The sequence below is a fragment of the Flavobacterium sp. genome (assembly GCF_040379285.1).
Classification (GTDB): Bacteria; Bacteroidota; Bacteroidia; order Flavobacteriales; family Flavobacteriaceae; genus Flavobacterium.
The window spans coordinates 1-24,616 of the sequence record NZ_JBEILJ010000002.1; the positions used below are offsets into that span (position 1 = coordinate 1).

At 39.4% G+C, this 24,616-nt stretch carries 17 protein-coding genes; 13 read left to right on the forward strand and 4 right to left on the reverse strand.

Annotated features, from left to right (window positions below; genetic code table 11):
• The 6 genes from ABWO12_RS00650 to ABWO12_RS00675 form a co-directional block, all read left to right on the forward strand.
• On the forward strand, positions 1-353 hold a 353-nt coding region (locus ABWO12_RS00650), incomplete at its 5' end, for a cation diffusion facilitator family transporter (protein WP_353086312.1).
• Positions 328-1,725: a sensor histidine kinase gene (locus ABWO12_RS00655; protein ID WP_353086313.1), complete on the forward strand. Its 1,398-nt coding sequence runs from the start codon at positions 328-330 to the stop codon at positions 1,723-1,725. The genes ABWO12_RS00650 and ABWO12_RS00655, both read left to right, overlap by 26 nt.
• A gap of 59 nt (positions 1,726-1,784) precedes the next feature.
• A complete protein-coding gene (locus ABWO12_RS00660) occupies positions 1,785-6,119 on the forward strand; it encodes a CusA/CzcA family heavy metal efflux RND transporter (protein ID WP_353086315.1) in 4,335 nt (1,444 codons plus the stop codon).
• Positions 6,120-6,121: 2 nt separating this feature from the next.
• Positions 6,122-7,240 carry an efflux RND transporter periplasmic adaptor subunit gene (locus tag ABWO12_RS00665; RefSeq protein ID WP_353086316.1) on the forward strand — a complete coding sequence of 373 codons (1,119 nt, stop codon included), beginning with the start codon at positions 6,122-6,124 and terminating at the stop codon, positions 7,238-7,240.
• A 2-nt stretch (positions 7,241-7,242) separates the two neighbouring features.
• Positions 7,243-8,361, forward strand: a complete 1,119-nt coding sequence (locus tag ABWO12_RS00670) for a VIT1/CCC1 transporter family protein (RefSeq protein ID WP_353086318.1) — start codon at positions 7,243-7,245, stop codon at positions 8,359-8,361.
• A 29-nt stretch (positions 8,362-8,390) separates the two neighbouring features.
• Positions 8,391-8,885 carry a DUF2231 domain-containing protein gene (locus ABWO12_RS00675; protein ID WP_353086320.1) on the forward strand — a complete coding sequence of 165 codons (495 nt, stop codon included), beginning with the start codon at positions 8,391-8,393 and terminating at the stop codon, positions 8,883-8,885.
• A gap of 51 nt (positions 8,886-8,936) precedes the next feature.
• Here the strand turns inward: ABWO12_RS00675 and ABWO12_RS00680 are convergent, their stop codons facing one another.
• Together ABWO12_RS00680 and ABWO12_RS00685 are read right to left on the reverse strand one after the other, a co-directional pair.
• Positions 8,937-9,332 (reverse strand): glyoxalase, encoded by a 396-nt coding sequence (locus ABWO12_RS00680; protein ID WP_353086321.1) that lies wholly within the window; start codon positions 9,330-9,332, stop codon positions 8,937-8,939.
• Positions 9,333-9,409: 77 nt separating this feature from the next.
• Positions 9,410-10,726 (reverse strand): OmpA family protein, encoded by a 1,317-nt coding sequence (locus tag ABWO12_RS00685; RefSeq protein WP_353086323.1) that lies wholly within the window; start codon positions 10,724-10,726, stop codon positions 9,410-9,412.
• Positions 10,727-10,892: 166 nt separating this feature from the next.
• Between ABWO12_RS00685 and ABWO12_RS00690 the strand changes: the two genes are divergently transcribed.
• Complete coding sequence (locus ABWO12_RS00690) at positions 10,893-11,288, forward strand: acyl-CoA thioesterase (protein ID WP_353086325.1); 396 nt, start codon at positions 10,893-10,895, stop codon at positions 11,286-11,288.
• On the opposite strand, the gene ABWO12_RS00695 is transcribed toward ABWO12_RS00690, so the two are convergent.
• Together ABWO12_RS00695 and ABWO12_RS00700 are read right to left on the reverse strand one after the other, a co-directional pair.
• Positions 11,281-12,546, reverse strand: a complete 1,266-nt coding sequence (locus tag ABWO12_RS00695; RefSeq protein ID WP_353086327.1) for a mechanosensitive ion channel family protein — start codon at positions 12,544-12,546, stop codon at positions 11,281-11,283. The genes ABWO12_RS00690 and ABWO12_RS00695 overlap by 8 nt on opposite strands.
• Positions 12,536-12,823 (reverse strand): DUF3817 domain-containing protein, encoded by a 288-nt coding sequence (locus tag ABWO12_RS00700; protein ID WP_353086329.1) that lies wholly within the window; start codon positions 12,821-12,823, stop codon positions 12,536-12,538. Before ABWO12_RS00700 ends, ABWO12_RS00695 begins: the two co-directional genes overlap by 11 nt.
• Before the next feature lie 136 nt (positions 12,824-12,959).
• Here ABWO12_RS00700 and ABWO12_RS00705 point away from each other — a divergent pair, with 136 nt between their 5' ends.
• From ABWO12_RS00705 to ABWO12_RS00730, 6 genes are all read left to right on the forward strand, one after another.
• Positions 12,960-14,489 (forward strand): DEAD/DEAH box helicase, encoded by a 1,530-nt coding sequence (locus tag ABWO12_RS00705; protein WP_353086331.1) that lies wholly within the window; start codon positions 12,960-12,962, stop codon positions 14,487-14,489.
• A gap of 224 nt (positions 14,490-14,713) precedes the next feature.
• Positions 14,714-16,255 (forward strand): GT4 family glycosyltransferase PelF, encoded by a 1,542-nt coding sequence (gene pelF / locus ABWO12_RS00710; RefSeq protein ID WP_353086333.1) that lies wholly within the window; start codon positions 14,714-14,716, stop codon positions 16,253-16,255.
• Between the two features lie 23 nt (positions 16,256-16,278).
• Positions 16,279-17,886, forward strand: a complete 1,608-nt coding sequence (locus ABWO12_RS00715; RefSeq protein WP_353086335.1) for a hypothetical protein — start codon at positions 16,279-16,281, stop codon at positions 17,884-17,886.
• A 64-nt stretch (positions 17,887-17,950) separates the two neighbouring features.
• A complete protein-coding gene (locus ABWO12_RS00720; protein WP_353086337.1) occupies positions 17,951-18,682 on the forward strand; it encodes an endo alpha-1,4 polygalactosaminidase in 732 nt (243 codons plus the stop codon).
• A 1-nt stretch (position 18,683) separates the two neighbouring features.
• Positions 18,684-20,669, forward strand: a complete 1,986-nt coding sequence (locus ABWO12_RS00725; RefSeq protein ID WP_353086338.1) for a hypothetical protein — start codon at positions 18,684-18,686, stop codon at positions 20,667-20,669.
• Between the two features lie 7 nt (positions 20,670-20,676).
• A complete protein-coding gene (locus ABWO12_RS00730) occupies positions 20,677-24,612 on the forward strand; it encodes a DUF2194 domain-containing protein (RefSeq protein ID WP_353086340.1) in 3,936 nt (1,311 codons plus the stop codon).
• Positions 24,613-24,616: the final 4 nt, after the last annotated feature.

The following is a 24,616-nucleotide window of genomic DNA, read 5'->3' on the forward strand; positions in this document are numbered from 1 at the left end:
ATGATTGGGCAGCACTGTTCGCCTCGATTTTTATTGTCTACAACAGTTACCGCATTTTTCGTCCCGCTTTAGGAGAAATTATGGACGAACATTTATATGATGATTTGGTAAATGAAATTCGTCAAAATGCACTTCATGTTCCCGGAATTATCGCTACCGAAAAATGTTTCATTCGTAAAGCGGGCATGAAATACCATGTCGACCTTCATGCAGTTGTCGATAGAAACTTGACAGTGAAACAAGGCCACGATCTTGCTCATTCGTTAAAAGATGCGCTACGAGAAAACTTACCCCAATTAGGACATGTTTTAATTCACATTGAACCCCATGATGAAATTCGCCAGAACGCTTAAAAACCGTATTGCATTCTACTACATACTCACCACAGCCATTCTGGTGTTTGTGGCCTTTTTGGCTGTATACAGTATTGTAAAAATTACGGTTTACCATGATTTGGATCGCGACATTCAGACTGAGGTCAAAAAACACCTCTCGGAAATTTCTGTACAAAAAGGGATTGTGACCATTGAACATGAAGAGGAATGGCGGGAACGCGAACACAATACATTGGATGTTAATCCCGTTTTCATTCAATTTTCCGATACTTTAGGAAAGGTTTTTGAAAAATCACCGAATCTCAAGAAACATGCCTTAAAGATTCACCCCGAACAGGAAGATAAAACCTTGTACGACTGTCAGCTGGAAGGAAATCAAATTCGGCAAATCCAAGTCCCACTTTATGAAAAAGGAAAAAAAATAGGCTATCTCATTATCGCTATGTCGTTGGTCGATGGCTTGTCGGTGCTTCACAACTTGTTTATCATTTTGGTTTTGGCTTATCCGACCATTCTTTTGATTTTATTTCTGATTGCACGATCCATTGCAGGAAGAAGTATTCGGCCTATTCAAAATGTGATTTCGACCGCTCGAATGATTACCCGCGAGAATTTGAAATCACGTATTACTCCACCCGTCAATCGAGACGAAATATTTACATTGACCGAAACAATTAATGCCCTTTTGGATCGCATTGAACAAGCGGTTGAACGCGAAAAGCAGTTTACCTCTGATGCCTCGCACGAATTAAGAACCCCTTTGGCAGTGATTCGGGGCACGCTGGAAGTATTGCAACGAAAACCTCGATTGGTAGAGGAATACAATCAAAAGATTAACCACTGCATTACAGAAGTCGATCGTATCAATTCGATGATCGAGCAGTTATTGGTTTTAGCGCGTTTGGAGAATCAAAAGCAATCCTTAACGCTGGAACCGCTTGTTTTAAACGAAATCATCAGTTCGTGTTGGACGCATTTTGACACCAAGATTTTAGACAAACAGATCCAAATCAAAGAGTCGTATACCGATACTTTTGAAGTAGCCAGTGACCGATATTTTCTAACTATTATTCTCCATAATCTTGTATCCAATGCCTTAAAGTATTCGCCTGAAAAAAGTACGATTGAAGTTGCCATTCAATCCAAGTCCAACGGAACGCTATTGTGTCTCAAAGATCAAGGGATGGGTATAAATCCAACCGAATGGGAGACAGTTTTTCAACCTTTTTACCGCAGTAAAGCTGCCCAAGATCAACCCGAAATCAAAGGACACGGTTTGGGTTTGTCTATTGTAAGTCGTTTATGTGAACTGTTGGGCATTCAAATTTCACTCGACTCCAAAGAGGGGGGAGGTACCTCGATTTTCTTATTTTTTCCTACCGAAATTTAAGCCGTTCTTAATTTATTTCTACTTGGGTTCAGCTACCTTTGTAACACAAAAGATGAATTATGCTCCAAAGACTCATTGCTTTTAGTTTAAAAAACAAACTTATCGTTTTACTTTTTACGGCGATCATCGTCGGTTTTGGTATACATTCTGTCTTTCAAATCTCTATTGGTGCTGTACCCGATGTTACCAATAATCAAGTACAAGTTATTACGACGTCTCGCAATCTTTCAACCCAAGATATCGAACAGTTTATTACCTATCCGGTTGAGATTGAAATGGCCAATTTGCCTGGAGTAAAAGAGATTCGTTCCATTTCAAAATTTGGACTTTCAGTGGTTACCATCGTTTTTGAAGACGATATGGGAACCTATTTGCCACGTCAATTGATTGCCGAAAAGATTATTGCCGCGTCTGAAAAGATACCTCCCGGATTTGGTACCCCACAAATGGGACCGATTACTACGGGATTGGGCGAGATTTATCAATATACGCTTGAAGTTAAGCCCGGTTACAAAGATTTATACGATGCCACCGACTTACGCACCATTCAAGATTGGATGGTCAAAAGACAATTGTCGGGAATTAAAGGGGTGGTTGAAATCAATACCTGGGGAGGCTATTTAAAACAATACGAAGTAGCTATCAATCCGGCCAAACTCAAAGCGATGAATATTGCTACTTCGGAGGTGTTTACCGCCTTGTCTCTAAATAATAGTGTGGCCGGAGGTGCCTACATTGAAAAGGCCAATCAAAGCTATTTTATTAGGGGAGAGGGTAAAGTAAAATCCCTCGAGGATATAGGAAATATTGTAGTCGCCAACAAGAATGGAGTACCGATTTATGTTAAAGATGTAGCGCAAATTCGATTCGGTCACGCCAATCGCTTCGGAGCCATCACGGGCAACGGACAAGGGGAGAAAGTGATGGGTCAAATTATGATGTTGAAAGGCGGTAACTCCAAGCAAGTTATTCAGGAGGTTAAAACACGAATTGCATCCTTACAGCAATCATTGCCTGAAGGCGTGTATATCAATCCCGTCATTGAACGCTCTGAATTGGTTGGAAAAACGACATTTACAGTGGCCGAAAACTTGATTCTGGGGTGTTTGATTGTCATCTTTGTCGTGGTTCTTTTGTTAGGAAATTGGCGCTCGGGATTGGTTGTCGCTTCAGTGATCCCGCTATGTTTGTTGTTTGCCATTTCGTTTATGAATATTTTTGATATTGATGCCAATTTGATGAGTTTAGGCGCTATCGATTTTGGAATCATCATCGATGGTGCTGTCATTATTGTGGAGTTTATCGCATTTCAAATTGCTCATAAAGCCAAGCATTTAAAACATTTGACGAAGGAAGAACAGCAACTTCAAGTCGATGAGATTACCTTCAAAAGCGCCTCCAAAATGATGAACTCGGCGGTTTTTGGACAGTTGATTATCCTTATTGTCTTTATCCCTATTTTGTCCTTGTCGGGCGTAGAAGGCAAAATGTTTAAACCCATGGCGATGACCTTCAGCTTTGCCTTGATTGGGGCCATGTTGTTTTGTTTTACCTATGTTCCCGTAGTGGCCTCTTTGGTTTTGAAACCGGAGGAAGAATCCAAAGACTCCTTTACGGTTCGTTTGATTCGCCGATTAAATTCGTGGTATGAACCGACGATTCGATGGGCGCTCGACAATACCAAAAAAGTATTGTATGGAGCCGGAGCGTTGTTGGTATTGACCCTCGGACTTTTTACAACGATGGGAGGAGAGTTCATTCCTACCTTGGATGAAGGCGATTTTGTGATACAACCCGTTTTAAAAACAGGAACATCCTTATCCAAAACAATTGCCATAACCACCGAAATTGAAAAAACAATTCTTAAGAAATTTCCTGAGGTTGAACAAGTGGTGAGTCGTATTGGTGCTGCCGAAGTACCGACCGATCCGATGAGTATGGAGGAAAGTGATGTAATTGTAAAATTGAAACCTCGAAGTGAATGGACCTCGGCATCGACTAAAGACGAATTGGCTGATAAGATAAAAACGGCTGTAGAACAACATATTCCAAATATTGAAATTGAATTTACACAGCCCATTGAAATGCGGTTCAACGAATTGATTTCGGGAACAAGAAGCGATGTGGCGATTAAAATTTTTGGAGAAGACTTAAATGTTTTGGCTGAACGTGCCCATGCCATTAAAAATGCGATAAAAAATGTAGAAGGTGCTTCCGATATTATTGTTGAAAAAACAGAAGGTTTGCCCCAAATGTCGGTGCAATACGATCGCGCCAAAATAGCGCGTTACGGAATGAATGTTGAAGCGCTAAACGACATGATTTCGTTGGGGTTTGCTGGGAAAAGTGTGGGAACTGTTTTTGAAGGTGAAAAACGGTTTGATTTGGTCATTCGTTTGGATCAAAAAAACCGCCAAACTATAGAAGATTTACGCAATCTCTATGTTACCACACCGCAAGGAGAACAAATCCCTCTTTTTCAGTTGGCAAAAATCGAATACACAGAGGGTCCGGCCAAAATATCACGTGACAACACCCACCGCCGTATTGTAGTAGGTATCAATGTACGCAACCGCGATATGCAAAGTGTAGTCGATGATATCCAGAAAATAATTCAAACCCAAATTAAATTGCCTTCGGGATATTACATTACCTATGGGGGGCAATTTGAAAATCTAAAAAGTGCTGAAGCTCGTTTGTTGATAGCAGTCCCTGTCGCTTTGTTCCTTATTTTTGTCTTGTTGTATTTTGCGTTTCAATCGGTACGCGAAGCCTTGATGGTTTATTCGGCTATCCCTTTATCGGCGGTAGGGGGAATCCTGTTTTTGTTTCTGCGCGATTTGCCTTTCAGTATTTCTGCTGGGGTCGGTTTCATCGCTTTGTTTGGAATTGCAGTACTCAATGGAATAGTGTTAATCGAACATTTTAAAGAACTTAAAAAAGAAGGAATGCAAGATATTAATGCCTTAATTTTAAAAGGATCTTCCGATCGATTGCGACCTGTATTGTTGACCGCCGCTGCCGCTGCATTAGGATTTTTACCTATGGCCATTTCGAGTTCGGCGGGCGCCGAAGTTCAACGTCCTCTCGCAACCGTAGTCATCGGGGGACTGGTGACAGCCACCTTTTTGACCCTTATCGTATTACCCGTTTTGTATAAAGTTTTGGATACTAAAGAAGCGAAAAAAGCTAAATTAAAAATCAATACCAAATTACTTGTTTTGACGCTATTTTTTTCGTCCTTCTGGAGTTTTGCACAACAAAAAAATGCGGAGTTGGAGGGATTGTTGGAAAAAGCAACGACCAACAATGCAGCACTCAAAGCAATGAATACCAATGTCGATCGTGCTAAAGCTGCCATCAAAACGGCCTATACCATTGACAAGACCACCTTGTATTACAGTTACGATCAAAATAATTTGGCCTTAAACGATATTCCCATAAAAGTCTTTGGCGTTCAGCAACTATTTAGTTTTCCTACGTTGTATGGGGTACAACGAAAAGTACTGGAAGCCGAATACGAAAAAGAAAAAGCAGCCTTTGAACTACAAAAGTTAGCCATTTTTCAGGAAGTTGCACAGCATTACAATACCTTGGTCTACCTGAATCATCAAAAAGAAATGTATCACTATTTGGATAGTTTGTATCAAAATTTTTCAAGAGCCAGTGGACGAAAATTTGAATTAGGAGAGAGTAATTATTTGGAAAAAATCACCGCCGAGAGCAAGTATCGTCAAATTCATACCAAGTTGGAACAATTGGATGTGGCACTAGAAGCTTCTTATGCGCGGTTGCGTGCCGTATTACAAGATAAAGAGGCTCCCGCGGTTAACACAAAAAAGTTAGAGCCCATAATGGCGTTGGAGTATAGTTCAAATAAAATTCTTTACGATGTTTATTTTCAAAAAGTTAGCGATGTAAGCAATCGGAATATTGTACTCCAAAAGCAAGGCTGGTTGCCCGATTTGAGTTTGGAATATTTTCAAGGGCGAAACAACGGATTGTCGTCCTCATTGTACGGATTTCAAGTAGGGGTTTCAGTTCCTTTGTTTTTTGGTGCAACGCAAGCAAAAGTAAAAACAGCCCAATTGGAGCAACAACGTTGGGAATTTCAGAAGCAGGATCACATTCAACGATTGGAGCAAATGATAAAAGCCCAACAAAAAGAACTTGAACGGTACCAAAAAGCCATGCAATATTATCAGGAAACGGGGAAACAATTGGCTGATGAAATTACCAAAGTAGCTGATCGAAGTTTTAAGCAAGGTGAAATTGACTTTTTTCAATACATCATCAGTTTGGAAAATGCAACCGAAATTCGCGCCGCCTATCTGGATGCGGTATACCATTATAATGCCCTTCATTATCAATTATACTATTTGACAATTCCCTAATTATGAAAAAAACAATCGTTATACCGCTGATTTTGCTTGCGCTAGGGTGTAAAAACGAATCGGCCACTTCTGAAGAAATAGTTCAAGATGCAGGCTATGTAACCGTGTCACAACAGCAATTTAACACCATGGGAATGGTCATCAGTATGCCTTTTGTCAAGGATTTCGATGTATCCATCAAAACTTCGGGAAGAATTGATGTTCCCCCAAAAAATCGAGCAAAAATTACAACTTACATCGGTGGTTTTGTAAAGTCCTCAGACCTGTTGATAGGGGATAAGGTGCAAAAAGGACAAGCATTGTTGACTATTGAAAGTCCTGAGGTGGTAGACCTACAGAAAGAGTATCTCACTGTAGCCCGACAGATTTCCTACTTGAAGTCGGAATTCACGCGGCAAAAAACCTTATACGATGAAAAAATTACCTCGCAAAAGAATTACTTAAAAGCCGATAGCGACTACAAAACGGCCTTGGGACAATACCAAACATTGCGGCAAAAGTTGGTGATGTTGCATATTAACCCCAACGCTGTTGAACAGGGTAAGATAGCTTCAACAATTACGTTGTATGCCCCAATTTCGGGCGATGTGATTGCTGTAAATGCAACTGTGGGGATGGCTGTCAATCCGTCGGAGTCGTTAATGGAAATTGTCAATACCCGCGAATTGCATGTCGAGTTGAGTGTTTTTGAAAATGACATTTTACAAGTAAAAGAAAATCAGTTAATCAAATTTACTGTTCCCGAAGCCACTCAAAAAGAATACACAGGAAGTGTTCATTTGATTGGGAAATCAATCGAAGGTACAGAGCGTACAACCAATGTGCACGGCCATTTGGATGAAGAACAAAAACAAGAACTTCTCACAGGAATGTTTGTGGATGCCCGTATCGTGATTGATCGCAAAAAAGGGTATGCGATTCCGAAAGACGCCTTAGGAAAAACGAATGACAAATATTTTGTACTTTTATTACATCATAAAGATGCCAAAGGATTCCATTTTACCAAAGTGCCCGTTCAAGTGGGCGGTACCTCCGAGGATTTTGTGGAAATTAGGTTAAAAGGAAAAATAAATCCTGAGGCTAAACTACTAGTTAAAGGAGTTTTTGATGTAACCAACTAAGCATGAACCAATCTCAGTTAGAAGCGCAACTGCAAACCGAAGTCGATACGGCATTTTTGTACCGAAGTATTGCAGCAGTGCAAACGGATGCGAATTTGCAGAAAGTTCTAGAGGCTCTAGCGACTATTGAGGATACGCATGCCCATCATTTTTATAAAGAATTGTTGCAGGGAAATGCCAAAGCTCTTTTTCCAAAACCCTCTCGTCGTGCGCGATTGCAATTGCGCTTGGGTAAAATATTTGGCTACAATGCCATTATCAGTAGTTTGGCGAGTGTAGAAAAGCAAATGGCCTCTTCATCGGTACGCGCTAAGCAAAAATCAGGGGAACCGCTTTCGGGATTTGAACACAACCATTTGCGGATCATTGAAGCGGTTAGTGCCAACGAATCCTTGAATGTATCGGGTGGTTTGCTTTCTAAGTTGGAAAGTCGGCACAAATCGGTAGGAGGGAATGCGCTTCGTGCGGCTGTGTTAGGCGCCAACGATGGTTTGGTTTCCAACATGAGTTTGGTAATGGGAGTTGCTGGTGCAGCAGCACAAAATGATACGATTTTATTAACGGGAATTGCGGGCTTGTTGGCGGGAGCTATTTCGATGGCTTTGGGCGAATGGTTATCGGTGCAAAGTTCACGCGAATTACACCAACGGCAAATCGATTTGGAAATGAGCGAACTCGAAGCCTCACCTGAAGAAGAAAAGAAAGAGTTGGTTTTGTTGTATCAAGCGAAAGGCTTATCAGAAAAAGAAGCACAACAATTGGCAGATAAGGCATTTGCCACGCCTGAATCGGCCTTAGATACCTTAATTGTAGAAGAGTTGGGCATTGACAAAGACGAATTGGGGGGATCGGCTTGGGAGGCTGCGATTACCTCTTTTATTTTGTTTGCTTTAGGAGCGATTATTCCTCTTTTTCCATTCTTTATCTTTTCGGGATATCAAGCGGTATTACTTAGTTTAGCTTCCAGTGTGGTGGGATTATTTACTATTGGGGCCTCTATTACTTTGTTTACTGGGAAATCGATTTGGTTTTCGGGTTTGCGACAAATCCTATTTGGGTTGACCGCTGCCGCAATAACATATGGAATTGGGGCGTTGATAGGCGTGCAATTGGCAGGATAATACAATTTTAATTTTTAAATATTTTACTTATGAACGAAGCACATTTACATTTGGTAGTCAATCATTTTCCTATTGTGGGCGTAATTTTTGGATTTATACTCCTGGTGGGTAGTTTGGTTTTTCGAAATAAAACGTTACAAAACACGGCTTATTTTTTATTCATCATCAGCGCTATTACAACATTTGCCAGTATGCAAACTGGCGAGGGTGCAGAGGAGATTGTAGAAGAAATGCCCGGAATTGGGCACGATATAATTCATGAACATGAGGAAATTGCTGAAAAAATGGCATTAGTTATGTATGTATTAGGCGGACTTTCCTTGGTAGGTTGGTATATGAATAAGAAAGAAAATGCCAAAGCAAAATGGGTGGCGCTTTTGGCAACCTTAGTCTCCATTGCAGGTATGGTTTTTGGAAGCTTAACGGGTAACAGCGGGGGTGAAATTCGCCACACTGAAATTCGGGAAGCTACAACTCAAAGTCCGTCAACACAAGAATCAGCAGCAGAATCCCATGAAGAGTAAATACGAGCTGTAATCATAGAAAAAACGGAAGTTCTTATAGCTTCCGTTTTTTTATGCGTGTTCAAAAAGTAGGATTTGACTTTTCAAGCGTTCGATGAGCATGTTCATCATTCGCTTATTTAAATTGGATGAATTTTGAATATACTCGCGGTATTCATTGACCGTAAACAAACCGATGACAATTCCTTTGAGAGAGTTTCTAAATTTAATGTCCCGCTGGATTACATTTTCGATGTATGCCATTTTTTTATCGGGTGATAAGTCAAAAAAAACATTCTTTTGTTTGACGGCATAATTTCGAAAAACCTCAATGAACAAATCATTTTGTAACTTCAAGATTGGACGAAGCGTTTGATTTTGAAAAACCTCTTCAGAAGAAGAGAAAGAGGTAATGGTGCCAATGGCTCCGCCGCGCAATTCAATCAAGCTTGGGTCTCTAGGTTCCATTTTTTATTTTAAAGGTAAATAAAAAAGCCCCTGCGTTGAAGCAAAGGCTTTAGTAGTTATTAATAGCTGTTTGTTAATTACTTCACACGGAAGGTAACACGACGAACTAGTTTGCGTGCACCGTCAGAGTTCGGATCTACCGAAGTATCTTCTCCTTGAACGACTACATTCATACGGTCAGTACTGATACCCGCTTTCACTAAGATTGCTTTAACTGCTTCAGCACGTTTGTTTGCTAAACTGTTATTGTATGCCGATGAGCCAATTTCATCTGCATGCCCAATAATGTCAATTTTAGCATCAGGGAAATTACGTAAGTACGTCAACATAAAATCAATACCTTCAGTAGAAACATTGGTTGGTGTTGATTTATTAGAGTCGAAATACGTAGTTACATAGCCTTCGTTGATCAATTTTTTAACCATGTCAACATTAGATTTATCAGCAACTTCCTTGGTTGATTTGTCGACATAACGCTCCAACTCATCCGGTACACCGTTACGGTTAATGTCCACCATTTTACCACGAGTATCTACAGCAACACCCGCTACTGAATTGTTCTCTTGATCTAAGTAATCTGGGACACCGTCTTTGTCGGTATCGTTCATCAAAGTTTCCATTTCGTCTACACGTTTGCCCAAAGCTTCAATCTCCTCCGATTTTTTATCGCGAATTGTTGCCCAGTCGCCATGCATATCATTGGCACCAAACGAATAAGATAAACCAATAGTTCCCGAAATCAATTGACCGTTTAAGTTGTTGCTGATGTCAGCATAAGTACCATCCCAGTTGAAATGTTGACGGTAGTTATTTTGCACTGTGACATCCAACATGGCTGCCAATCGATTGGTAATTCTAAATTGGGGGGTTATTCCAACTAATAAACCACCGTTCCATTCGGTAACATTGTAATTGTGGTCATTTTCAACAATATTTTTAGTTTTAGAAGTCATCGCATCGATTTTAATCCCTGCATGGGCTAGTAATCCAAAGCGATTAAGACTTTCTTGAATACCAAACAAACGACTTAAGTTGACCACCCCTTGAATGGATACGCCAAACTGTTGCATTTTGAACGGCAAACTTCCATTTCCTTCAATATTTCTAATTTCTTCGAAGTGTAATGCTCCTTTAAAACCGAAGTTTGGACTGAACATGTAACGACCCGCTAAAGCAAAACTATTCGCTTGAGGTTTTCCAAAAAAAGTACCAGGATCACTTGAAAAATAACCAGGAGAATACGGTTTAACTCCTTTGGCTTGTCCCACAGAAGCTTCAATAGTCCAACGGTTGAATTCGGAAGAGGCTACAGTGTCATTGGCAACCTCTTTATTTTGTGCATTTAGGGCGGTAGTGTAGGCCAACACTAAAGACAACAAAGTAATTTTCTTCATAAGGTATAGGTTAAATTTATACTTTGAATTGCAAATATAAGCCTTTGAAGTAAATAGGCAACAAAATGTGTTAAAAGATTCCGTATTTTTACCAACATAATCATTAACAATTGTAAGAAAAATTTTAAAATTAAATTTCGTACAATAAATTAATAGTGAATAATTTATGCGTTTCCATACACGAAAATGGGTAAAACCCGAAGATTTAAATCCCAACAGCACCTTATTTGGTGGTCGATTACTGGCATGGATTGACGAAGAAATTGCGCTTTATTCCATTATCCAACTAGAGACGCCGCGTATTGTTACCAAACACATGTCAGAAATCAATTTCCGGAGTTCTGCCCGACAAGGCGATATTATAGAAATTGGAATAGACGTCCTAAAATTTGGTACCACTTCGGTAACCCTAACCTGTGAGGTACGCAACATGATGACGCGTGAAAAAATTATAAGTATTGATCACATCACTATGGTGGGCGTTGATGAATTTGGGAAGCCCAAACCGCACGGAAAAACAAAAATTGAATACATCAGCGATCGATTAAATCGCTCTAGTTAGTGGTCGAATCGATTGCAAGTGTGTGCGATAATTCAAATATATCCAAATCAAAATAGGGTACCGAGGCCATGATATGATCAAAAATATCGGCCATGATGTATTCGTATTGTTCAAAGCGTTGGTCTTTTGAAAACGCATAAATTTCTAGTGGAATACCTTGTGCAGTAGATTGCAATTGTCGGCACAATAAAATCATGTTTTTATTCAGCCCTGGATGCTGTTCCAAATAGCCCGTAATATATTTTCGGAACAACCCAAAATTGGTCAGGTTGCGACCGTTTACCAATAACGATTTATCGATTTGATGGGCAGCATTAAACTTTACAATCTCCTGTTGTTTTGCATCTATATAATTGGAAATCAATTGAATTTGCTTCATTTTTTGAAGTTCATGTTCTTCCAAAAAACGAATACTTTTGGCTTTTATCAGGATAGAACGTTTAATGCGCCGTCCATCCGAATCCAGCATCCCACGCCAGTTTCGAAAAGAATCGGAAATGAGACTGTAGGTTGGAATCGTGGTGGTGGTATGGTCGAAGTTTCTAACTTTAACCGTAGCCAAATTAATTTCAATCACATCTCCATCGGCACCGTATTTATCAAAAGTAATCCAATCGCCAATGCGCACCATATCATTGGTGGCTACTTGAACGCTCGCTACAAATCCGAGAATGGTATCTCTAAAAATCAAGATCACAAAGGCTGAAACTGCTCCCAGCGTTCCCAACAAGGTATTGGTCGATATTTCAAAAATGCGTGAAATGATAATACCCGTGCCTACCACCCAAAGCATAATCATGATTACTTGGATAAAGCTATCAATAGGTTTGTCGGCATACTTTGGTTTTTCTTTCAAAAAATCACGTATGGACTTCAATATACTTCGAATAATCCATAAAGTCAGCACTACAATGTAAACCCCAACAACTTTTCCAAAAAACGCTTCCCAATAGACGTATTCCTCTAAAATAACTGGAACCGACTTGTAGATAAACAAAAAGGGAATGAGGTACGAAATGTATTTGGCCGTTTTGTTGTTGACCAACAAATCATCAAAATTTGTTTTTGTACGCTGTGCTACTACGGCCAAGATGGTAACCAACGTAAACCGAAAAACCCAGTAAACGATAAAGGCCACCCCAACCATCTCAACCATATTCACCAAAAGGCTAGTATAGGATGCAAAAGTGTCGCCAAAACCCAGTTTTCGGATTAAGGGATATAACCAACCGTAGAGTAATTCCAGTTTATGATGCATTTTTTACAAAACGTTTTTCAACTACAAAGGTACCAAATGGGAGGAAGGAAGCCAATTCTACCCAAAATAAATCTTTCCAACTCCATTTTTGTTGTGATTTGAGGGCAAAAGCGAGGTAGACATAAGCAATAAACAAAATCCCATGCGCCATACCAATAGGAAACAAAAGTGTTTTATATAAGGTTAAATCTGAGGGTTTTATCAACAGCATATTAATAAATAAAGCGATATATGATAGTCCCTCGCCCCAAGCGACGTAGCGGAATAGAGTTGTCATACTTTTTTTTGAGGGCAAAAATAGGGGAGTATCAACGTTGATAATAATTAATTATCGAAAATTTAACCAAAACAAACGTGTCGAAAATTAGGAGGAACGTCTTTTTTAATGTTATTTTTGCAAAATTTCATTTTTGATGTCCGAACTACTCCATAACGATGAATTCGAAGTCCGTAAAGAGCTTTACGACTACCAAATTCGTGACATCAATGCTATTTTTAAACGACTCGATCACGCCCCAGCAACCTATCATTTACTGTATCAATTACCCACAGGTGGAGGTAAAACAGTGATCTTTTCCGAAATTACACGACGTTATTTAGAAAAATATCAAAAAAAAGTGGTCGTGCTAACGCACCGCATTGAATTATGCAAGCAAACGTCCAAAATGCTCACCCATTTTCACGTAAAAAATAAGGTCATTAACAGTACAATTAAAGAACTGCCCGACCAAGATGAATATGCTTGTTTTGTGGCCATGGTAGAAACGTTGAAGAATCGTTTAAATGATAAAAAATTAGCGATACAAGACGTCGGCTTAGTTATTGTTGATGAGGCGCATTTTAATTCTTTCCGAAAATTATTTAGCGCGTTTAAAGAGGCTTTTATCTTGGGCGTAACGGCAACTCCTTTGAGTTCAAATATCAAGCTACCTATGTATCAAAATTACAACGAGTTGATTGTAGGCGACACCATTCAGAAACTCATTGATCAAGGGTATTTGGCCAAAGCGACGACGTACAGTTATAACGTAGGTTTAACCTCCTTAAAAGTGGGCATCAACGGCGATTACACCATAAAATCCTCCGATGAATTGTATTCCAATTTGATGATGCAGGAAAAACTGCTACATGCCTACATGGAAAAATCTTTTGGCAAAAAAACCTTGATTTTCAATAATGGTATTCATACCTCATTATATGTTTATGAAACTTTTAAAAAAGCAGGCTTAAACATTCGTCATCTCGACAATACAACACCCAATGATGAACGAAAATCGATTTTAAAATGGTTCAAAAAAACACCCGATGCGATTCTAACCTCTGTGAGTATTTTGACCACGGGTTTCGATGAACCTACTGTGGAGAGTATCATTTTGAATCGCGCGACCAAATCGATTACGCTTTATTTTCAGATGATTGGTAGAGGCTCCCGACGTTTACCACACAAAACAGAGTTTGACATTATTGATTTGGGTAACAATGCCTTGCGGTTTGGATTGTGGAATGCTCCTGTCGATTGGCAACAAATATTTAAATCGCCCGAGTTTTACTTGGCCAGTCTGAGAGATGATACCGAAATAGAGCGAAATTTCACCTACGAAATGCCTCCTGAATTGCGGAAAAAGTTTGCAAAAACCACCGATTTCTCCTTCGATCTACATGAAGAGTTTAAAAAAACGGTTAAAAACAACCTCAAAGCCAAAACCGTTATTGATTTATCTATACAACAACATGCGCGCCTATGTGTCGAAAATGCCGATGATGCTATTCAAGCGAAGTTTCTGGCCAAAGAATTGCATGATGACATCGAATACCGTGTGCGGCAATATTGTGTTTTACTAGGCAATACTACCAAAAATTACCGACTTTGGTTAATTGAAGATTATAAGGAAAAATTAGTCCTTGAAATCGCGCGAAAAATGCGTTTAAAATTATTCTCTTAACAAACACCCTTCGAACTTTTTCGTAATTCGATGAAATACATCAATTTATCGATGTTTGTAACTTGTAGAAATATATTCAACGTTACTTCATTCGCAAAAACTGCATTTCATCGAGTATATTCATGTTTATACCTGATTTCGTTTCGCTCTCCAAAAGGCAAAAATATCTTTGTTTTAAATATGAATTTTAATCGCCCCAGATTAAAAAATCCTATTAGATTCTTATGCGAAACAAACATGAAGTAATGCTGATCATGGAAGGGACTTACCCTTTCAATGGCGGAGGAGTCTCCACGTGGGCACATATGTTGTGCAGTCGAGTTGACAATGCAGAATACACCTTGTATTCTATCAATGCCCAATACGAGAAAAAACCCAAGTATACCTTGAGTTCAAATGTTAAAGAATGCATCCAGGTTCCCTTATGGGCTTCAATGGAACCGCATGAATTAGTGAACTATGGCAAAAAGTATTACAAATCGGTTATTCGAAAATTGAACGCTGATGATGCTGATATTCAAAACCTCTTTTTGCCTTTGTTTACGGAACTGTTGGAAGCGATTTATACGGAGACACAAAACCCGAAAGCACTTGACAAACTTTTCTTTGGCTTATGGAACTACTTCCAAAATCGCGATTACAAAAAAACCATGACCCATAGCTTGGTTTGGGATTGTTACAAGCGTTTTTCACAACAACAAATCGAAAAAGACGGACATTACTCAGCGACTTTACAAGATTTCACTATTGGTATGCGTTGGATTTATCGTTTCTTACTTCCCATTTCCATTCCGGTTAAAAAGGCAGATATTGCGCATTTAACGCTGGCTGGTTTTCCAGTAATCCCCGCGTTGATACTAAAATACAAATACGATACTCCTTTGGTGGTTACTGAGCATGGAGTGTTCATTCGCGAGCGATTAATTGCCATCAACCAATCGGAATATTCTTTTTTCTTAAAAAATCTTTTGATTCGCTTTTCGGAAGCCATCACCCGTTTGGTGTATCATAAAGCCGATCGCATTTTATCGGTAAATAATTTCAACAAAACTTGGGAAACCAAATACGGCGCCGACCCCAACAAGATTGATGTTATCTACAACGGTATCGACAGCGATGTATTTGTACCTAAGGCCAAGCCAGCCCATCGAAAAGATATTCCTACCGTTGTGGCTGCGGCACGAATTTTTGAATTGAAAGACATACTTACTATGATTCGTTCTTGTGCCGTGGTGAAAGCAACCATTCCCAATGTCGAATATAGGGTATATGGCGACTATGATGCCATCCCTGAATACACGGAGGAATGTCGCGCCTTGATTGCTGCCTTGAAATTGGAAAAAAACTTCTTCTTGGCGGGGTATCACAACACTCCACATGAATTGTTTTGTGAAGGTGATGTGTCAATTTTAACCTCCATTTCGGAAGGATTTCCCTACACGGTTCTTGAATCCATGAGTTGTGGAATTTCAGTTGTCGCTACCGATGTGGGTGGGGTAACCGAAGCGTTGGATTCCTCTTGCGGTCGGGTGTGTAAACCCAAAGATCACATTGCTATTGGAAATAGTGTGGTCGAATTATTGCAAAACGAAGCGTTACGTAAACAAATGGGCGAAGCTGCTCGCAAACGAGTACTTGATAATTTTACCATCGATACATTTATATCTGCTTATAAAAAAACTTACGACGAGGTGATGGAAGCCAAATTTAACAATTCCATATACTTGCATCAGTTGGTGGATGAAATTGCGATGGAAGCGTCATAAACCCCTCAAGCCCTTAACCTACCATGAAAAACCAAACCCAAAATCTAAAAGACCTTACCTCCGAACTGCAAAACCGACTTGGGAAACCTGTGAGTCCTCAAGTGGTGGAAGCGGCCATTGAATCGCTGGGAATACGTCCCAAAGACACTCCTGTCGATTATGGCTATCCCTCCATTGAAGCACTGGCGGCTGCTATTTATCAAACCCTTCGGTCGAAAGATCAAGAAGTTCCCTTGCGCAATTTTCGGGAACGCGAAAATGAGGATCGAGAAACGATTACTATTTCGGATTACACAACGGTGAAAATGAAACTGTTTTCCGAGTATTATTCGTTGGGTATTTTTCACCTTCTTCCTGTGTTTATTCAAATTACTGCCATTATTTTGTTTGGCTATTCGCTTTGGACATACACTGGCTTCAACGAAATTCAATCAACTGCTGTTGTTTTGGGTGTTATCGTCGGAATGGTATCTACCGGTGGATTTGTGCAAGTTATCGGAAAACAGGCCTCATTTTACTGGAACTACAAGGATTACGCTATGGTGCAACAAACCATTACCTACTTGTTTAAATTGGGGATGAAAACCCTTTTCTCGTTACTTTTTGGTATTTTCTTGGTTAATTTCTTTTTACACATCTATCCGTATGAAGTGCTGCTAATTGTGTTTTGTTATGCCTTTTTTGTAGGCTTGTTGCTCCTCATTTTAGCGCCATTACATCCTGTAAAGCAACGCTGGATGATCACCGTTTCAATTTTGGCTGGAACTGTAGCGGCTTTACTTTTAAAAAATAATTCCGATTACCCCATTTATATCACGCATTGGTTTGGGATTACCATCACGATTTTGGTGACGCAAGTTTTTCTTTTCTTTTTCTTTAAAAACATTCAGAAAAAAGGGTTGAATGCCCATAGTGCTCCCTTGAAAACTCCGGTGGTTTTATTTCACAATTACAGTCATTTTCTGTATGGAATGCTGTTGTATGCGTTTATCTTTATCGATCGAATTTTAGCCTGGTCGTCGGGGATACAAGCCAATCCTCCCTTTTTGGTGTATTTTGAAAAGAATTACGAATTGGGTATGGACATGGCGATTTTGGTATTCTTACTTTTGGCGGGAGTCTTGGAGTTTAGTGTCGCTACTTTTACGCGCTTTATCGATATTGGTCAAAAACATACTGCATCTGATCAAATTGCCAATTATGCCCTTGAAATGCAGCGAAATTACCGCATTCATGTGATGGCGCTTTGGATTACTGGCATCCTTGCTTTTGGACTTATTTTTTACCTTTTGCAAGCGCCTTGGGCCTTAAAAAACCATTTCAAACCCGAAATGATAGCACAATGTCTCACCATTTTTATTGTGGGAGGTATTGGTTATATTGTTTTGGCTTGGGGAATTCTCAATACCTTATATTTGTTTACGTTAGGGGAAATTCTCAAACCACTCAAAGCGATAGTGTATGCCATTATCATCAATTTCTTAGTTGGTTTTATTTTAAGTCGTTTCGTAGCTTATGACTACAGTGTGTTTGGTATGCTAGTAGGCGCAATCGTATTTATGATGCTAACTTGTCGTGCCTTGCGAAGCTTTTTTAAACAATTGGATTATCATTATTATGCGGCGTTTTAATTCCCTTTGGATTCCCATATTACTCATCGTACTTGTGCTTATGGCTCTACAATCTCCTCCAAAAATGAAAATTTTGTATTGTTACGGCAAATTCAAACCCGAATTGGTCATAGGATATGATTTGGTGGTGGTTGAAGCGGCGCACTTTTTTCCGAGTAATGTTCGCGTCTTAAAAGCCAACAACAAAAAAGTCATTGCGTATATCAGTTTGGGAGAAGTCAATCGCTACGCGGCTCATTTTGAAAAATTGCAGCAATCGACTTTGGGTAAAAATGAAATTTGGGATAGCTACTACCTCGATATTCGCAAAGAGCAAACGCAATCTACCTTGTTGCAACTTATGAAAGGCTTGTTTGATCAAGGATATGACGGTTTGTTTTTAGATAATTTTGATAATTTCAATCAGTGGGGACCTCAAAAGGAGCATAAAGAAGCTTTTATCGCTTTTGTAAAACGAATTAGAGATACCTATCCGGATAAGTTTTTAATTCAAAACGCAGGAATCGAGTTGGTTCCACAAACCTTTCAATGGGTTGATGCTTTGGCGGTGGAATCGGTGGTTACAGATTATGATTTTAATGCAAAAAGATACCGATTACGCGCCGCAAAACAATACCAACCCTATCGGGAAGAATTGTTGCAATTGTATGCTAAGTTTAAATTGCCAACCCATTTGATTGAATATGCCGAGAGTTCAGAGTTAAAAAATCATATTGCGAAAGAACTGGAGGACACCCCTTTTGATTTTTTCATCGGAAGTATCAGTTTGCAAAAATTACCCCAAAACACAAAGTAGTATGGAATTATTCTGGACGAGTTCAATTTTAATGGGGTTTGTGCGTTTGTGCGTGATCGTCTTATTTCTATTTTATTTAAGTCGAAAATTCATTGCCGTAGACAATCGTTTGCATTTGTTGGATTTTATCGTTCTCAATTGGTATCGTTACGCTGCGGCTTTAACGCTAACCTTATTTGTGTTGATAGAAGTGGGGGCGTACAATCTTTTCAATTGTTTTGTCATTTTTACCTTGCTATTGCTGATTGATTGGTTGGGTTGGAAAAATATTATTCGTCCACGCTCTTATTTTACCAAAAAATTTAAAGAACATTCGTTACGCTATTTGAAATTTGTAGAAACCAAAAAACCATTACGTTATTGGTTGTCTTTTCGAAAAAGTGCAACCGAACAACGAATGCAAAATTGGATTCTATTTTTTATCCCCATTTTCATCGGAATTACGACCTTTTTAAGTCGTTACTTTTTTGTACAATACGACAATTATTCGCTATCAGATGCTTGGATTAATGATTTGACGAAATTGATCAAATTTGACAATCAGTATTGGTTTACCTATGAACTAGCCACCGATGCCGAGTTGGCCCTTGCCAATTTTTACAGTAAAGTGACTGATGTTAGTCCGATTATCGCTTTGCAAGTCATTGCCATACTCGAATCAACCATTTTGACCCTCATTGTGTTTTGGGTGATTCATCGTTTGGCGCCTTCACGATACATCGCGCCATTGTTGGCGGCCTTGTTTTTTGCCTTGGTTTATGTGATTACTCCCATTAATGTTTACTATTTACTCAAAGGAAATCCGTTATTTCTTGCCTTGGCTTTTGCCTTGCCTGCCTTTGTATTTTACATCCAACCCAAACAATTTAACGGGAGTACGCTCAATTATTTGTTTAGTTTTTTTGCTGTATTTGTTTCCGTTGGACTCACCGATTTGATTACTTTTTTCATTTTGGTTCCTTTGTTTTTGTTAATTGGACTGTTTACAACGTCATGGAGTGTTAAAAAATATAATCTTCGGGTGCTGGCGATTTATGGTTTTTCCGTAGGCGTTATTTTAACGATTTATTACTTCGCCTGTGCTTCACAAAAAGTACCTTTGGATTATTTTATTCAATCCAATATGCTGTCAGTAAGCGCCTATACCTACTTACCGCAACTCATTTTACCCTACAAAACGATTATCTACTACACCCAATGGTGCGCCTTGATTGGAACTGTTTTATGGGCAATCCTTTATTTTTTTCAAAAAGAGAAGGGGAGAGGACCTCTGGCCTTTTTTATATATTTCAATGTATTGGTTATCATTACCCATATCAAAAGTGAATGGCTAGATCGCGATTTGCTTTACAATTCATTTGTGGTATTCATTCCTATTGTGCTTGGTTTTACCGTCGCCATGTTGATTCGTTTGTTGCAAATCATTCCTTTTCCATGGTTCCGATTTACGCCAATTTTCATGGGACTTACTTTTGTAGGCATGTTGTACGGTGCGTTTACTTTTCAAAAATCGTTTCTACAACAGCTTACGCCCTCTGATGCGACGCCCAAATATATGTTGAATGCCTACGACAACATTGCCAAAACTTACTTTAGCTACACTTACACGATTGTCAATGATCGGGCAACGCAAGTGATCAGTAATAATTCGCATTTTTTCATGAATTACGAGGATTTTTTGAGCCAATATCTGGAAAAAGACGCGCAATACGAACGCATAAAAAAGAATAAGAAAATTTTACAAAGCAATCCAGATCAAATTTTATCCAAAAGTGTTTTGGTTTTTGTTTTAGATAAAAATCACCCTCGAGATAACTCCTCGTTTTCCGAAAATATAAAGTATTATGATCCCTTAATGAAGCAACTTCAAACCCTAAAAGACCGTGGACGTGAAGTCAATGTATTTTACCGTTCACCTTTACTAACCGTGTATGAAGTGGTCAACAATCCGAATGAAAGCAAAATCTCGGATATCATTTTTAAATAGCCTACCCATGAAAACAACCTACCTACATAAACACGTTATACTCTTTTTCATTAGTCTTGTTGTATTGTTGCAAAGTTGCGGCAAACGCGAGGATTGGAGTGACTTGTCATTTGATTTGCTGAAAAATGAACAAGAAGAAACGTTTGAAAATCTTCAGCCCTACGCTTTACCTAGCATGAGTAATCAACCCGTAGTGCTAACGTTGTTGGATGCAAAATCGAAGAGCAGCAAAGCCTATTCAGAAGCCATTCAGAAATCCTGTGATTACACCAAACTTCCTTTTCGTGCCACCGATATTGATAGTTGGAATGCACAACCCAGTATTCCGGCAACTGTTCGGGTGGTTATGATTCACAATACCAAACGGGTAGAATCGGCTGGAATTCCTGTTTTATTGGATTTTGTGTTGCGTGGAGGAACCGTTTATGTGCCTTTTGCCGTTGAAGATCATCGTTTTGCCTTTTTGCTAGGATTTCAATCACGGGCTAATTGGGAAACCGATACGACCTCCAAAGGGTGGCATTACACTACGCCTGTATTTCCCGGGATGACTGGAAAGAAAATTGGCAAAGAGATTCCGCTTTACGGTTTTACCTCCGATAATTTTAGACCATCCGTCAAAATCTTGGCTACGGCGGCCAATAATCCCAATTATCCCACTATCATTGAAAATCCGATAGGGAAGGGGCGGGTACTATTTTACAACACTTCATTTGATTTTACCAAAATTGACCGTGGTTTCTTATTTGTGGGCATTTTAAAAGGGATTGAAGGCGTGCCGTATGCAGTGGCCAATACTTCGACGCTTTTTCTCGATGATTTTCCCGCACCCCAATACGATATTAAGGCCGAACCTGTTTTAACTGAAATGAATAAAACGACAGCCGAGTTCGTATCGGATGTGTGGTGGCCCGATATGCGAAAACTGGCCAAAGAGTTTGACATTCCTTATGCAGCGATGTTGACCTTTGATTACCGTAACAAAATAGTGCCTCCGTTTACCTTGGATCAATGGAATTTGTTGAAAACGGACAAGCGCGATAAGGTCGAATCATTATCGGATTGGTTGGTCGATGATGTAAAAAAGAACGGTCACGAAATGGCTTTTCACGGGTATAATCACGTTTCTTTAACCAAAAAATTGTGGACCAATCCGAAGTTTATTCCTATGGCCATGAATACGGTCAAAAAGAAATGGGAAATCAACAACTACGGAAGCTATCCTGCAACGTATGTGCCACCCTCCAACATTATTGATGCCACTGGACTTAAGTTGTTGAAAGAGTCTATGCCTTCATTACAGTTTATGTGTAGCTTGTATCTGGGTGAAAAAACCGTAGGAGGGGACCGTGAGTTTGATTTTGACCCTTACAAGAAACAATTTTTTGATTATCCGCGGATTTCCAGTGGATTCTACTTCTCGGATGACGAAGAATATACCATTCAATCCTTGTACTTGATTACGGGAATTTGGAACCATTTTGTGCATCCTGATGATATCTATCAAATTCCTGCTACAGCTGATAAAACCTCGGGCGGGTACAGTTTACGAAACCAAAAATCCTATGGGTGGCGCAAGTCGGTGAACAGCGATAAAGCCATGTTTCCCGAGTTTAAAAAATTCATCATCAATTTTAAAAAACAGTACCCGCTTTTGCGCTTCACCGACGGACGAACAGGGGGTAAATTGGTATGGTCTTGGCGTGCCTCGCAAATGAAGCATGTATCCGTAGACGGTATGTATTCGGTTAAAGCCACCACCTCATATGCCCAACCTCAAAATTATTGGTTGTTTTTTTCAGAACAAACACATGTTGGTGTGTACAGCAACGCGCTAAAAAGCAAAGGATATACCGTACATCAAACGCCTATGCTGAACGGCTATTTATTAAGTGTTGCAACGCCAAAACAAGAGATTAGTTTACCCGATTTATTCCCAAAAACAACCCAATCGTCCATGGCGTTGGCCAAAGTGAAAAAAGAGGTAATGGCGGCCTACCAAAGATTTCAAAAAGAATTACGGGATTATCAATCGGGAAAATACTGGGATGATTTGCAAATTGCTCAAGAGATTGCCTATCGTAAAGCGTTTCGGGCACGTTTGGCCAATAGCCGTGAAATCGATTCGGTAAAGTGGAATAAATATGCCAAAATGCTATCGTGGGAGGAAAAAGGGAAAGAGGTTTGGGACTTTTACAGTCAGCATGTTCAGAAATATCCAAGTGAAAATAATGTCATGTATTCGGCTGAATTAGATCGTCAAATTGGATTTTTACACGATGCTGATAAAGAAAAATGGATGTGGGAACAGTTGAAAGTAAAACCGGATTCTGTAGCGTTATGGAAAGAGTATATCGCAAATTTTGACATTGAAGCCTTTGAGCCAAAAATTAGAACAGCCTTGCAAACGATAGCGCGATTAGAACCCACTTCAGCACATAAAATTGCGTATATTCAGCATTTATTGGATGTAGATCCTGTAGCCGCTAAAAAAGAAATCATGACGCTTACCCCGAGTGCGGAATGGAGTGATTTGGCCGATACGATTGTTTGGATGTATGCCGATGAAGAAAACTATACCGCAGCTTTGGCTTGGGCTGATTATGCGAAAGAAATTGGATTTGCCCAAAAAATGAATTGGCTGTTGGAAACCCGACAGTATAAGTTGGTTGAACCGTTGTACAAGGAGTACACCGCCAAAAATCCGAACGATCAAGAAGCGAAGTCACTGATGGTGAGTTATTATCACGACCAAGGGCAATTCAAAGAAAGTTGGATCATTGCGAATGGCATGAACGATTCTCCCGAGAAAGAGACGGTTCGAAAAATGTTGAACACCGATGTTCCCTATGAGAAAACAGAATTACAACAGGAATTGATTGCAAATCATAGTGCTTTATTTTATCCCGAGGTTTTGAAAAAGTTGCAAAAGGAATTGCGTTTGAATTTTGGGGATTTTGTCGAGTTTAACTCAGCGATGGAAACCAACCAAGACGATCCCGCTATTCTGAAAAATTTGTTTACCTACAATCGTTATGACCGTAAAAATCGAATTCATAGTTTCGGAATTGCCTATAATGAATACTACAAATTAGAGTTTGTGGATGAAATTTATACGTCCAATCAATTTAACTATACCGTTGGATTGGAATACAAGTTTACTACAGCAGTTGTTGATGGGAAACCACAGTATTGGGCTAGAGGACGTTTTGAAATGGATCAGTTTTCTAATGGTTTTGTACAAGGAGGTGTTGGATTTAGTCATGGAAAAGAGAAATCCTATAAAACGGCCGATTTAAGTTTTTTTCCAGCGGAAACTTCCGGAGGGTTGAATGAAAAGATTTATAACATTCAATTACGAGGCTATCATGACCGTCATTTTTTCAAAAGGATAGAGGCTTCTTTAAATTTTGAGGCCAATTATTACACCGACGGATTGCTCTCAAGAACCTTGGTAGAGCGTAATCCAGATCCAAGAGAAACAGATATCATGCGAACTGTAGTCACAGAATTACCTGATGGGTCATTATTGTTTGAAGATTTTGATGACGCATTCAATGCCGAATTGACCGTACGTTTTGTTTGGGACAACCGTAAAGTTCGAAAATTCAAAATACTACCTTTTCTAGAAACCCACGGCTATTGGGGAAGTCGTGATTTGGCTGTAGGTTTTCCCTATTGGATGCTGAAAGATCGCTTTTATACTGGAGGCGGTGTAGGGTTGGAATTTGGAACGGACAACTTCAATATCAATGTTGAAGGCGGAATATTCCACGATACGTTTAGCAGTGATTTCAAACGTCTAACTTCGTTAATGAGCTATCAATTTATGGATTTCACTGCGTTTACCATCAATTTTGAATTGTATGAGCAGGATAAGTTTTATTCCAACAATGTCATGCTTGGGATAAAGCATAATTTTAAACCACGGAAAAAACGATAACAAA